Origin of the sequence: Lysinibacillus sp. FSL K6-0057, from assembly GCF_038630885.1 — a bacterium.
Classification (GTDB): Bacteria; Bacillota; Bacilli; order Bacillales_A; family Planococcaceae; genus Lysinibacillus; species Lysinibacillus fusiformis_F.
In genome coordinates, this window is the sequence record NZ_CP152047.1 from 4,377,103 (window position 1) to 4,389,938 (window position 12,836).

13 protein-coding genes are annotated in these 12,836 nt (G+C 36.1%); 4 read left to right on the forward strand and 9 right to left on the reverse strand.

Going from position 1 to position 12,836, the window contains the following annotated elements; translation table 11 throughout:
* Positions 1 to 237: 237 nt before the first annotated feature.
* The 4 genes from MHB40_RS21910 to MHB40_RS21925 form a co-directional block, all read right to left on the reverse strand.
* The gene (locus MHB40_RS21910; protein WP_342441652.1) at positions 238 to 780 is read right to left on the reverse strand and encodes a DUF402 domain-containing protein; all 543 of its coding nucleotides are present in this window, start codon (positions 778 to 780) and stop codon (positions 238 to 240) included.
* A 371-nt stretch (positions 781 to 1,151) separates the two neighbouring features.
* Positions 1,152 to 2,120 carry a tRNA-dihydrouridine synthase gene (locus MHB40_RS21915; protein WP_342441653.1) on the reverse strand — a complete coding sequence of 323 codons (969 nt, stop codon included), beginning with the start codon at positions 2,118 to 2,120 and terminating at the stop codon, positions 1,152 to 1,154.
* 350 nt (positions 2,121 to 2,470) lie between these two features.
* Positions 2,471 to 4,441, reverse strand: a complete 1,971-nt coding sequence (locus tag MHB40_RS21920) for an AraC family transcriptional regulator (RefSeq protein WP_342441654.1) — start codon at positions 4,439 to 4,441, stop codon at positions 2,471 to 2,473.
* Positions 4,442 to 5,204: 763 nt separating this feature from the next.
* A complete protein-coding gene (locus MHB40_RS21925) occupies positions 5,205 to 5,621 on the reverse strand; it encodes a hypothetical protein (RefSeq protein WP_342533464.1) in 417 nt (138 codons plus the stop codon).
* A gap of 408 nt (positions 5,622 to 6,029) precedes the next feature.
* On the opposite strand from MHB40_RS21925, the gene MHB40_RS21930 reads away from it, so the two are divergent.
* The 4 genes from MHB40_RS21930 to MHB40_RS21945 all read left to right on the forward strand — a co-directional run bounded on the left by MHB40_RS21930 (position 6,030) and on the right by MHB40_RS21945 (position 7,883).
* The gene (locus tag MHB40_RS21930) at positions 6,030 to 6,530 is read left to right on the forward strand and encodes a hypothetical protein (protein WP_342441656.1); all 501 of its coding nucleotides are present in this window, start codon (positions 6,030 to 6,032) and stop codon (positions 6,528 to 6,530) included.
* 1 nt (position 6,531) lies between these two features.
* Positions 6,532 to 6,981 carry a hypothetical protein gene (locus MHB40_RS21935; RefSeq protein WP_342441657.1) on the forward strand — a complete coding sequence of 150 codons (450 nt, stop codon included), beginning with the start codon at positions 6,532 to 6,534 and terminating at the stop codon, positions 6,979 to 6,981.
* A gap of 109 nt (positions 6,982 to 7,090) precedes the next feature.
* Positions 7,091 to 7,546 carry a transposase gene (locus MHB40_RS21940; RefSeq protein ID WP_342441658.1) on the forward strand — a complete coding sequence of 152 codons (456 nt, stop codon included), beginning with the start codon at positions 7,091 to 7,093 and terminating at the stop codon, positions 7,544 to 7,546.
* Between the two features lie 73 nt (positions 7,547 to 7,619).
* On the forward strand, positions 7,620 to 7,883 hold the full coding sequence (locus MHB40_RS21945) for an IS3 family transposase (protein WP_342441659.1): 264 nt from the start codon (positions 7,620 to 7,622) through the stop codon (positions 7,881 to 7,883).
* Between the two features lie 29 nt (positions 7,884 to 7,912).
* Here the strand turns inward: MHB40_RS21945 and rlmD are convergent, their stop codons facing one another.
* From rlmD to MHB40_RS21970, 5 genes are all read right to left on the reverse strand, one after another.
* Positions 7,913 to 9,286 (reverse strand): 23S rRNA (uracil(1939)-C(5))-methyltransferase RlmD, encoded by a 1,374-nt coding sequence (rlmD, locus tag MHB40_RS21950; protein ID WP_342443774.1) that lies wholly within the window; start codon positions 9,284 to 9,286, stop codon positions 7,913 to 7,915.
* 109 nt (positions 9,287 to 9,395) lie between these two features.
* On the reverse strand, positions 9,396 to 9,518 hold the full coding sequence (locus MHB40_RS21955; RefSeq protein ID WP_004225690.1) for a hypothetical protein: 123 nt from the start codon (positions 9,516 to 9,518) through the stop codon (positions 9,396 to 9,398).
* Between the two features lie 13 nt (positions 9,519 to 9,531).
* Positions 9,532 to 10,557, reverse strand: coding sequence for a cytochrome d ubiquinol oxidase subunit II (locus MHB40_RS21960; protein ID WP_205445708.1), 1,026 nt, complete (start codon positions 10,555 to 10,557; stop codon positions 9,532 to 9,534).
* Entirely contained in the window at positions 10,554 to 11,900 is a 1,347-nt protein-coding gene (locus tag MHB40_RS21965; protein WP_342441660.1) for a cytochrome ubiquinol oxidase subunit I, read from the reverse strand. Before MHB40_RS21965 ends, MHB40_RS21960 begins: the two co-directional genes overlap by 4 nt.
* 327 nt (positions 11,901 to 12,227) lie before the next feature.
* Positions 12,228 to 12,698: a hypothetical protein gene (locus MHB40_RS21970; protein WP_342533465.1), complete on the reverse strand. Its 471-nt coding sequence runs from the start codon at positions 12,696 to 12,698 to the stop codon at positions 12,228 to 12,230.
* Positions 12,699 to 12,836 lie beyond the last annotated feature (138 nt).

Consider the following 12,836-nt stretch of genomic DNA (forward strand, 5'->3'; position numbering starts at 1 on the left):
AAAAACCTCCTTATATAATGATTCTTATTCTACTAAATTGCCGTTAGTTTAAGTACTTTTCTTCACAATTTCCACGTCCAATTTAATTCTTGTATTTTATTCAATTAAATAGCCCAGTTGCTGAAAAAGTCACAATTCACCTTCAAGAATAGCGTCCGATTGTTGAACATCCTTTTTTAAACTGCCCCTAAAGTAAAACTCAAACTTTCATTTGGTAATGAAATATTAAAGCATGATTTATTCACGAATCTTACCTAATAAATAGTCTCGATGCTTCAAACTTAAATCAAAGTATTTAAAAGTACCTTCGTGTATTTGTTTCAACACTTGATTAAAAACTCGATAGGCAAAATCGTATTGTGATTTTGTAATCCAATCATTGTGTAGAGCCTCTTCTAATTCATCTTTATCTTTTTCAATGATTTCTCCAGTTGGTAATACAACAATATCTAAAAATAAGTCCATCATATAGGGTTCTCCATTCTCAACGCCATTTTCATATGTGATATCTATGTACCACTGAATAATTTCTCCATTTTCATTAAACATTGATGTAATAGCGAAATTTTCATTGAGTGGTAGTTGTTGTAACCATAAGTAATTGTTATCAACAATACAAAGATTTTTAATTAAATATTCAGTTATTAACAGTTCTTTTACTTCATTCATTTTTATAAGAGCAATAAATCCATTAAAATCTTTGTCATTTATCTGCTCTATGGAATAGTCGCGTTGTATAATTCTAGTCCAATCATTTCTATGTAAAAATCGCTTTTTCAAAAGATAATCGCTCCTCAATTAATATTATTGGTAAATTATAACATATAAGCGGATTTTTGTACCATTGCGTAAAATAATGTTATTCAACAATCTGGCCCGTTTGTGGAACAAGTAAAAAATCCTGCATAGCAACACAGGATTTTTAATCAAATCTTTTTATAAATATCGTGACTTTATTTCAAATCTACATTGAACTTTTTCTTCACCTTTCTAAATTAGTATGACTAAAAGTAGGGCTTGTATAAATAAAAAGCCGCCCCAACAGCGATAAATTAAAAGGAGCAAAGAAAGGAAAATCTTATCTCCAAATCTTTGCTCCTACTTCTAATGTTATTTACTACGACTTTATTGGCAGTTCCATTATTTCATTGTCATTCAATATTGTTTGATTCAAAGTTATCCAGTAAGGCACGCACTTCATCCGTTGATTTTGTGTTCATCAATTGACTTCTTAATTCGCCTGCTCCACGGAATCCTTTGACATAAATTTTGAAGAAACGATGAAGCCCTGTGATGGAACATGGTAGTTCTTCCGCATATTGATCTTGAAGATCTAGCTGCAGTCTTAAAAGATCAAGATACTCTTTACTGCTATGCTCTTTTGGCTCTTTTTCAAAAGCAAAAGGATTTTTAAAAATACCTCGCCCAATCATCACGCCATCAATACCGTATTGTTCAGCTAGCTGCAGTCCCGTTTGACGGTCAGGAATATCTCCATTGATTGTTAGTAGCGTATTGGGTGCAATACGGTCACGTAACTTTTTGATTTCCGGAATAAGCTCCCAATGCGCATCTACTAGGCTCATTTCCTTTCTTGTTCGCAGATGAATCGAAAGGTTCGCAATATCCTGCTTTAAAATATGCGTTAGCCAATCCTCCCACTCATTTACATCCTTGTAACCAAGTCGCGTTTTCACGCTGACAGGCAGTCCACCCGCTTTTGCTGCTTGAATCAATTCTGCCGCGACATCTGGACGGAGAATAAGGCCACTCCCCTTCCCTCTTGATGCTACATTCGGTACAGGGCAGCCCATATTAATATCAATTCCTTTAAAACCCAGCTCTGCCATACCAATACTCATTTCACGGAAATACTCGGGATTATCTCCCCAAATATGTGCCACCATTGGCTGCTCATCTTCTGTAAAGAGCAAACGGCCACGCACACTTTTCTTTCCCTCTGGATGACAGTAGCTATCCGAATTTGTAAACTCAGTAAAAAACACATCTGGTCGACCAGCTTCACTTACAACGTGACGAAAAACAACATCTGTCACATCTTCCATCGGTGCAAGCACAAAAAATGGTCTTGGTAAATCACGCCAAAAATTATCTATCATGTTAATTCCAAATCCTCTCACTATGGATAAAACTCTATGCTCTCAGTTAAAAATTATAAAGTCAAATGTTACATTTATCTCATTAGCCAATGTAAAAATCAACAATGTTAATTTTAACGAAAATCAGTCCTAAATGGTATTTTAAAAAACAAAAAAGCAGATGGTATAGATTTTCTCTATCTCATCTACTTTTATTATACCCACTTCAAGCACGTGACAGCTTCACAATCTATCCATGGTCAATTTTATCTCATCTATTCTGTAATTAAACTGTAGGCAGAATTTTTTTGATTTTAAGGATACCGTTATCAGATTAATTATCTACGTTATTACATTCATTGGGGTTCCTCTTATTTCACAGTATTCAGCAAGCTATCCACGACAAAGTCAAGCTGCTTATCTAGCGAAAAGATATCATTGTAGAAGAACAACCCAAAGCTCATATCGATAAGTCTGTCCTCCTTCACTGCCGGAATGTTATTCCAAATGCGGTTGTCTGATAAATCTTCCATTCCTTCAAAGGCAGAGCGAAAGACATAATCACCAGCATACTGAGTCAATACTTCGTAGGAAACATCCATGCTAGTAGCATCATTTTTGGAGGTTTCTATTTTCTGTTGCACAATTTCAGGTGCTTTCATCCCTAAATATTGATAAATAATCTGTGACCCACGTCCGTAACCCATCCCCACCATTACAGCCATAGAACCTTTGTTGCTTTCCATAATTGTGACGGTTTTGTCCAAAATACCAGCTTGCTGCAACTTCTGCTTGCTTAGTTCCACCTTATTATAAAAATTGTCCAAAAGTTCTTTGGCCTGGTCTTCTTTACCAAATGCTTTCCCCAAGATTTCCATGCGTTCTTCTACAGGTAAATCATATGGTATATAAAGAGTCGGGGCGATTTTATTAAGATTGTCGTAAATTTCATCTGTTGTAACAATAATGAGATCCGGATCTAGGGCAAGCACCGCTTCTGGGCTCGGTTGCCCATCTCCCAAAGTGGTAATACCATCCAATTCGCTAGCGATAGCCGCATCACCTTCTCCCACCAGAGTGGAGATACCAACAGGCTTTATTCCTAGAGCAAGCAGATCGCCCATCAAATACAAGACAACGACCCGCTGTGGGTTAACAGGCACTTCCACATCTCCTTTGAGCGTGGGTACAATTCTCGTTTGCGGCGTCTCCTTAGTATCAGCATTTGATGTTGTCTGTGTTTGCGTCTCTGACGGGCTCGTCGTCGCTCCATTATTGACAGGCGCAGTCGATGAACACCCCGATAACAACAACATCAAACTCATGGCTGCCGCCAATATTATTTCCTTATTTCTTATCTTTCCGAACATTAATAATTCCTCATTTCCCTTAGATTTGACTAATTTATCTAGTACTCTCTCATTGTAATGAGGATGATAATCATTATCAATATCATTAATGTCCATTTCAGTTATCATTTTTATCCGATACTCACTTGGCGTCATATGATTATATTTTTTAAACATGCGGATTAAATTTAATCCGTCCACAAATCCACACCCAGCTGCGATTTCTTGAATAGTAGCATTTGTGTATTGCAAATGCCGCTTTGCCGAATCCAGCCTTATCTCATTCAAGTACTCCTGAAGGCTTTTATGCTCGCGTTTTTTAAAAAGCCTAATTAACTGGCTCCTACTAATGGGTAGCATTTCAATAAGCTGTTGAATAGACACAGGTTCGCTATAGTGTTGCTCCAGATATTGCTTGGCTAAAGCCACATAATCGGGCTGGAAATAAAGAATATCTCCCTTCTCCAACTCATTGTAAATCTCATAGACAATCTGATACAGAACAATCTTTGAATAAAATTGATTTAACACAGATTCCTGATCCCAATGGTCTTTCATATTCAAAAACTTCTCCTTAAAAAAAATGGGATTCCCTGGTGAGAATCCATACGTTTGTATAAACGGATTAATATGTTCTAACAAACGATAAATTTGTCTTTTGTAAATTGGAGGAGTTTCTGCTCTATACAGCACCATGTAAGTCTCAAGACTTCTGCTAGTAGGATGAATCGATAATTCCGTTCCTTTCCCTCCATGAAAAATACCAAAGCGTTCCGATTGATATAATGTGTGATCCAGTTTTACATTAGCCGTTCCCCCACAGGTATATACCAACATACTAGTCGGCATCCTGTAACTTTGGATCGGCTTGTCTGGATGAAGCATTTTGTAACGAACATCTATTAATGAAATGGATGAGCGTGTCCATAACTGTACAGCCATATCGATCATTTCTTTTGTAAAATGATTAGTTGAATCCACATCTTCCAACATATATCTCGACTCCTTCAATCCACATCATATTTGTATGGTAATATAAATGATAATGATTATCAACTTCAATTTGAGGATAATAATGCAAATTTAGATGTTGCCGAATTAAAAAACACATATTCTACGACAACTTAACCCTAAACAACCAATAACGGAGCTAACACCTACAATCATTCAGAAACTGATTTAATATGTTCTCCCTATAAATCTTTAGCAACCAGCATATTTTTTCTTACGTTAAAAATATTTGAATTATTTTTATACTCAAAGTATAACTCTCTACTTAGATTTAAATTTTGATTCTGAAATTTTGTTTGATGATTTATTAAATAGTATACGAGCATCCAAGTATCTACTCTTTTATTTTTCAGTAAATTTCATAAGCCTCAATAATTTTATTTTCGTTTTTTCTTCCTGAACTTTTAACAATTCTAATAATTTATCTTCCGATATAATTAGTATCTTCTGTTTGTAACATCATGTTCAACTCGTGGCGTCGCGAATAAATAAACTCCACATTCACTTTTTTCGACTGAGCTAATTCAGTCCACTCTTTAACGTACTGCTGCCATTTACCCAATGAGGAAGTAATAGACTTTCCATTCGGGCTTTTTTTCTACTGTCGTTAAAATCCCTAGGTACACAAATATAATACTTCGTTAAATTAGAGTGTTTTGTTAATGCGGTTATAACAGATCTATTTATTTGGCTCCATTCAATGTTCTCAAGTCGCTCAGTGAAATAATTCCCTATGAATTTCCAATCAACAAGTACTAATTAATATCCATATACACACTATCTTTAATAAAGTTTTTATCTCCGGATTAAGATTTACAATATGTTCATCAAGATAATTTTGAATGAAAGGTGCTACAAAATACTGGCTACCTATTTCGGGTTGAATACCCAAATCTAATGCATCTACATAATCGCTAGCTGCTATCAAATTTGGTTTTATTAAAATTATTAATATAACAAATATTGAAATGATATATTCCATTTTAAATTTAATATCTTTTAAAATTCTTTCTATACTTTTGGAATTAAAATTAGCATATTTCATCCGAACATACAAAAAAACATTTGCATGTACAAAGTTATTTAGATTCATACCAATATCATCCCAAACCTTTCGAAGTTTATACCTATTAATTACTTTTTCTACCTCTTTATTTTTCATTAAAAAGATAAGTATATCTGTTAATTTAAAATCTTTAAGTTTTCCTTCTATCCAATCAAAATATTGAAGTGCTAATAATTTTATATCTAATGAAAATGATTTTTAGGCATGAGAAAAACTCCCCATCTGATAAACAGATTTTATTTTATAATCTGTCTACCTATTGGGGAGCTTATCAGGCCTTTTATGGGGTTTTTTATTACTTATATAACTATTATTTAGTCTTTATATTTGATTGTTAGTAAATTCATCAAACTATGAAATCCTTCAGAACATAGCAGAGCATGTGCAAAACTTAGACACAAAAAGACAATTTTATACAAAAATAATCAAAATACATATTTACAATAAATTTACATTATTGTAATATTTATATGTGGGCAAAAAACATATTTTGGAGGATTAGAAATGAAAAAATTTAAAACAGTAATGGCTTTAGGATTAGCTACTCTAACTTTTCCAGGTTTATCTCCACAAGCATTTGCTAGTGAGTTAGACACATCTTCAATACAAGAAGAACAATCGACTGAAGTATCCTATACATTAGTTGAAACATCTGTAGAGGGAGAATATGTTGCGCAACCGATCGAGATTGGCCCGAGAAGTTATAATGATACTCTAACTGTAACTTTAGGAGCGGGTATGGATACATTAGTAAGCTTTGACAATAGTGGAGTATTATGGGGTACACATTCAAAAGTTAAAGTGACTATTAAAAAAAATCCATCACTACCTTTAAAGGTAACTCTTATAAACAGAGATACTGGAGCAACGGTGGATTCTACAAATTTTAATAGCACGGGTGAATTTACATTTAATTTAGATTCAGGGCTTGCAGATTATAAATTATACATTCGTAATACAGGCAATACTTCAGGACAAATTACATTTTCTGTAAAGACTTCTTAATATGCCTAAGATGAATAATAAAAGAAATCTATTATTTATAGTAATTATATTTTGCGTAATAGCTTCACCCGTAGTATTTATTAAAAAAAATGTTATATTCAGTGATGCAGATATTTTCATGTTAAGTGATAAAATTCAAATACATCATAAAGATAGCTATATCGAATTAACTAATTTTACGCTTGAAGATGATATTGTAAAAATTAAATTAAATAGTCCTTTAGGAAATCCCTCAAATTGGAAGGAATTAAATATCGTTATTAACGATAAAAAATATCCATTAAGAACAAATGTGGGTACAAATGTTACTGGAGAAGAGTCGTTAAATTCGATTTCATCTATTGGTGAATTAGATATGGAGTTGTTAAATGAAGGTAATTCTATATATTTATTAACTCCATATGAAAAAATAAAAATTAATTACACAAAAAAGCATATACTATATTATTAGAAAGTTTAATAAGTAGAAAAAACAGATAGAAGTGCCTACAAAAAAGAAGCCCATTTTATACTGCACCCTAAAAGTTAGAGTTAAAATCTAATTTTTGGGGTGTTTTCATATGGCAAAATATAGCGATGATTTTAAACTAATCGTTGTTAAAGAATATTTAGAAGGTACTTTAGGCTATAAATTATTAGCCATTAAATATGGTATTCCAGCTGAATCTCAACTAAAAAAATGGGTACGTGCCAATAAAGAATTTGGTGAAGATGGGCTATGTAGAAAGCGGACAAAGCAAGTTTATTCTGTTCAATTCAAATTAGATGTATTAAACTTTATGAAGCAAACAGGAGCTTCTTACCTAGATACAGCGATGGAATTTAACATGAATAATCCCTCTTTAATCGCGGGCTGGAACAGTATTTTTCTAAAAGTAGGTATAGAAAGTCTAAAAGAAAAAGCGAAAGGACAACCTCCTATATCTAAAAAACAAAAAGTGAAACCAGTGAACGTAGAAAAAGAATTATCTCGTGAAGAACAATTAGAACGTGAAAATGAGCTTCTTCGCGTTTAGAAATTGCCTATTTAAAAAAGTTAGACGCTTTTCAGGAGAACCCGAGTGCCTACCTCGAAAAGCACAAGCAGCGATGGCATTCGAACTCAAAGAAGAAGGGTTCCGATTAATCGATATACTTCAGGTAGTAGGCATTCCAGAAGCAACGTATCATTATCAAGTACACCAACTTAAGAAAGAAGAGCCAGATAAAGAGTGGAAAGAAATTATTTTACAACTTTTTAAAACACATGAAGGAAAATATGGATATCGCCGCATTTTATTTGAATTAAAAGTACAAGGCTATGTCATCAATCATAAAAAGGTACAACGGATGAACCCCTTACAAGTAGAATAAAAACTGTTTAGAAGGGCAACTAGCCATGGTTAGTTGCCTTCTTTTAAAATGAGTTGCGAGACACACTCCACATGCGTCGAATGCGGGAACATATCCACTGGCTGGATTTCCTGTGTTTGATAGCCGCCGTCCTCTAAAATGCGAAGATCGCGTGCTAGTGTGGCTGGATTACAGGATACATAGACCACTCGTTTTGGGCGTTGCTCTAGAATAGTAGTTAGCAGTGCTTCATCGCAGCCTTTGCGCGGTGGATCAACTACTAGTACGTCTGCTTCCTTGCCTTCTTTATACCATCTTGGGATAACTTCCTCTGCTGGGCCTGCCTCAAAATAAGTATTTGTAAAACCATTAAGCTGTGCGTTACGTTTGGCATCTTCAATTGCTTGTGGGACAATTTCCACGCCCATGACAGCCTTGGCTTTTTGTGCTAGGAATAAAGAGATCGTACCAATTCCACAATACGCATCAATGACACGTTCATCTCCCTGCAAGTCAGCATAATCCAATGCTTGCTTGTAGAGGACCTCTGTTTGCTCTGGGTTGACTTGGTAGAAGGAACGAGCAGAGATTTCAAAACGTACGTCACCAATTGTATCAATTATAACGTCTTTACCCCAAAGGTTGATTGTGTCATCACCAAAAATAACATTGGTTTTCTCACTGTTCACATTTTGCATAATCGATGTAACGTTTGGCACTAGCTTTTGAATTACTGCAATAGCTGCCTCTTTTTGTGGGAACTTTTTCTTTTTCGTTACAAGAACAACCATGACTTCGCCTGTTGCTCGTGCTTTACGGATAACGACATGACGCAACATGCCCTCATGTGTATGCTCATTGTAAGAGCGAATACCTAGCGCTGCTAATTCTTTTTTCAAGCCTGCAAGGATAGCATCTGCTTCTCCTGTTTGAATCAAGCAGCGATCCATATCCACAATGCTATGCGTTTTTGTTTTATAAAAGCCTGCAATCGCTTGTCCTGCTTCATTTTCAGAGAAAGGAATTTGCGCTTTATTACGGTAGTGCCAAGGTTCTTTCATACCTTTTACTGGGTGGACAGGTGCATTAATTTTACCAATGCGCTGCATCACATTGCGCACCATATTTTCTTTCCATTTGAGCTGTCCCTCATAGGATAAATGCTGTAATTGACAGCCGCCACACTGCTTGAAGTAATCACAAGGTGCTTCAACACGGTCTGGAGATGGCTTGATGATATCTATTACCTTTGCAAAGCCGTAGTTTTTTAAGGTTTTTACCACATGGATTTCGGCCGTTTCGTTTGGCAGTGCGCCTTGTATGAATAGTGGATAACCACCAACCTTTGCGACACCATTGCCATCATGCGTTAGATCTTCTATATAAACTGAAAGTCTTTCATTTTTTTTCACGGGTGCTGACATTCGTACATCCTCCATTTCAATCTCCTTATTGTAGCATGTGTTGGCGAATGAAAAAAGAACAAGACATGGTGGTTACGTATCTCTGCTAATTAACTTGAAAAAAGAGTCGCTATTCGCGACTCTTTTCCTGCTCTTTTGTAATATGATAATCCCTTGGTGCCCACCAAAATGCACACAAGATCCCTAGAATGACGACAATAAAAGGTGCATAAAAAATTAAAAAACTTTGCATATCTGCTTTCCTCCTATGCGTGATTGTCTTCTTTTCCTGTCACATAATTTTTATTGAACAAGAATAATTTCATCAATAAATAAAGTGAAGGAAGAAGGAGACATAGCCCTAAAATAAATGCGATAACTAAAGCAATCGCCATTTGTGTGCTTGTAAAGCTATCGTAAATTGTTAAATACGGATACAGTAAGTACGGATATTGAGCAATTCCATAAGCAAAGAAGGCTACAGCAAATTGAGCAATCAGGAGTCCAACTGCAAGTCCGTACTTTTTACGCATGGCAATGAGTACGACTGTGACAATAAATAAGACAGCTGAAATCGCAAACATCCACCATAAATTTACCATATGACTATAGCTCTCTGGGTTGATGGATTTCATTTCATACATAATGCCAAGTGCACTGATCATTAGCGGTGCTGCCCACACAAGTGCATATTTTCGCATCAGTTTTGTTGCTTCGATGTCATTTGCTTTATGTGCGTACCATGTTAAAAATACGGCTGAAATATACAATACAGCGGCGATACTCAGTACCACAATGCTCCAAGCAAATGGACTTGTATATAAAGTCCAGTAGTTTAGCACAGGTTGCCCATTAATTAGATCAACATAGCCTCCTCCTGCAATAGCAAAGACAACCGATAAAGAAGCGGGAATTAATAAACCTGCTACACCATATGTCAGCGTATATCCGATATGTCCCCGTGTACCATACGATTCAAAGGCATAGTAGGAGCCACGAATTGCCAATAGCACAAGCGAAATACTGACTGGCACAAGTAAAATCGTTCCGTAATAAAAAGCAGTTTGCGGGAAAAATCCTACGATTCCTACAAAGAAGAACACTAAAAAGACATTGGTAACTTCCCAGACAGGCGATAAATAACGTTTAATAATATTTGTTAAAATATGATTTTTTCCAATAAGTAGGCTGTATGCATTAAAGAAACCAGCACCGAAATCGATCGATGCGACAATGACATAGCCGAATAGGAATATCCATAATACTGAAATACCTAAAATCTCTAACGTCATAGGATGTCACCGCCTTTTTCAGAGTGGCGATCTTCAATCTCGCGTTCGATTGGGTTCTTTTTAAACATTCTTACCAATACGACAATACTTCCCACTGCTAATACTGCATAGACTCCTGCGAATAAAAGCAGCATTAAATCCACATGGTCACTCGTCGTAGCTCCTTCAGGTGTGCGCATTAGGCCATAAAGTATCCATGGTTGACGTCCAACTTCAGCAAGCCACCAACCTGCTTCAATCGCGATAATTGATAGTGGTCCTCCCGCTACGATAATCCATCTATACCATCGTGAATGAATAAACTGCCAGCCCCGTGCTTTCCCTACAACATAAAGTAATGAAACTAGCACCATAAACATACCAATGGAAACCATGATATCAAAGAGATAGTGAATATAGAGTGGCGGTAGATCCTGTTCCTCAAATTGATCTAAGCCGATTACCTCTTCATTAGGATTAAAATGTGCAAGAATACTTAAAGCATACGGAATTTTGATAGCATATTTTACTTCCTCCCCATCTAAGACACCAAATAATACAAGTGATGCCTTACCCTCTGTTTCAAAATGCCATTCTGCTGCGGCTAGTTTTTCGGGTTGATATTCAGCTAAGTATTTTCCTGAAAAATCTCCTATAATAGCTGCTGCAATGGAGAAAATCAAGCCAATTTTCATTAGTAAAAGTAATGATTTTTTATGGTATACATGCTTCGAGCCTTTTAGCATTCTATATCCTGCAATAGCTGCTAGCACAAATGCCGATGTCATATACGCTGTCACAAGTACATGTGCAACCTTTGTTGGCATAGCGGGGTTAAACATTGCAAGAAAAGGTTGAATATTAACAAGTTCTCCGTCTACAATATCAAATCCTCTTGGTGCGTTCATAAAAGCATTGACGATTGTAATGAATACTGCTGACATCGATGCTCCCACAGCAACAGGGATTAACAGTAGCATATGCTTTTTCTGACTATCAAAGCGATCCCATGTATATAAATAGATGCCTAAGAATATGGCCTCAAAGAAAAATGCAAACGTTTCCATAAAAAGTGGTAACGCAATTGTTTGACCAGCAAGTTGCATAAAGTTTGGCCACAATAATGAAAGTTGTAAGCCAATTGCAGTTCCAGTTACAACACCAACTGCTACAGTAATGACAAAACCGCGGGCCCAACGTCTTGCCATTAAGATATAATGCTCATCATTCTTTTTATACCCAGTCCATTGAGCAATCATAATCATTAAGGGGACGCCCACACCAATCGTTGCATAAATAATATGGAACGATAATGTTAACTCCGTTAATGCTCGACTCCAATAGACCGCTGATTCATTAATCATCTCATTGCCCCCCTTAACTTCCGAATATTCTTCCAAGAATAGAAAGTAGCATAATAATTGCAACACCAAAGCTTAGCCATATAAGCTTCTTTTCTTGTGACTTATACAAAGGCAACACTTCCTTTCCCTTATCCATACCCCCATTTTCCACTATTCCAACGAAAAAAACCTTAATAACGGACCGAAATTTCAGTCTATTATTAAGGTTTCAAATTTTGTTCAAGTAATATACGCACATTTGCCAAACATTTTTCTAATTTCATTCACAATCTTACTTCTAAAGCTTCGTTTATGGGATTTAGCCAGTTTTATTCTAGTGCTGGAAATTCAGTTAAGAGGATTTTGAGCGGGGTCCTTACCTTTTGGAGCGCTTTTCACTTCCTTTGGAGCGGCTCCCTCACCTTTTTGATCACTTTTCACTTCTTTTGGAGCGGCTTCCTTATCTTTTTGATCACTTTTCACATCATTTGGAGCGGCTTCCTTATCTTTTTGATCACTTTTCACTTCTTTTGGAGCGGCTTCCTCACCTTTTTGATCACTTTTCACTTCTTTTGGAGCGGCTTCCTTATCTTCTTGATCACTTTTCACTTCTTTTGGAGCGGCTTCCTCACCTTTTTGATCACTTTTAACTTCTTTTGGAGCGGCTTCCTCATCTTTTTGATCACTTTTCACTTCTTTTGGAGCGGCTCCCTCACCTTTTTGGTCACTTTTCACATCATTAGGAGTGGCTTCCTTATCTTTTTGATCACTTTTCACTTCTTTTGGAGCGGCTTCCTTATCTTTTTGATCACTTTTCACTTCTTCTGGAGCGGCTTCCTCACCTTTTTGAGCACTTCAATCAACTTCTGGAGCGGCTTCCTCACTTATATGAGCGCTTCAATCGACTTCCCTAGAGGAGTCCTCACCTTTTGGAGTGTTCTAGACATCCTTTCGAGT

Coding starts and splice junctions, on each gene's coding strand:
- MHB40_RS21940 (WP_342441658.1), top strand. CDS start 7,091: ATGGCAAAATATAGCGATGATTTTAAACTAATCGTTGTTAAAGAATAT.
- MHB40_RS21935 (WP_342441657.1), top strand. CDS start 6,532: ATGCCTAAGATGAATAATAAAAGAAATCTATTATTTATAGTAATTATA.
- MHB40_RS21955 (WP_004225690.1), bottom strand. CDS start 9,518: ATGCAAAGTTTTTTAATTTTTTATGCACCTTTTATTGTCGTCATTCTA.
- rlmD (WP_342443774.1), bottom strand. CDS start 9,286: ATGTCAGCACCCGTGAAAAAAAATGAAAGACTTTCAGTTTATATAGAA.
- MHB40_RS21930 (WP_342441656.1), top strand. CDS start 6,030: ATGAAAAAATTTAAAACAGTAATGGCTTTAGGATTAGCTACTCTAACT.
- MHB40_RS21965 (WP_342441660.1), bottom strand. CDS start 11,900: ATGATTAATGAATCAGCGGTCTATTGGAGTCGAGCATTAACGGAGTTA.
- MHB40_RS21945 (WP_342441659.1), top strand. CDS start 7,620: ATGGCATTCGAACTCAAAGAAGAAGGGTTCCGATTAATCGATATACTT.
- MHB40_RS21915 (WP_342441653.1), bottom strand. CDS start 2,120: ATGATAGATAATTTTTGGCGTGATTTACCAAGACCATTTTTTGTGCTT.
- MHB40_RS21920 (WP_342441654.1), bottom strand. CDS start 4,441: ATGTTGGAAGATGTGGATTCAACTAATCATTTTACAAAAGAAATGATC.
- MHB40_RS21925 (WP_342533464.1), bottom strand. CDS start 5,621: ATGAAAAATAAAGAGGTAGAAAAAGTAATTAATAGGTATAAACTTCGA.
- MHB40_RS21960 (WP_205445708.1), bottom strand. CDS start 10,557: ATGACGTTAGAGATTTTAGGTATTTCAGTATTATGGATATTCCTATTC.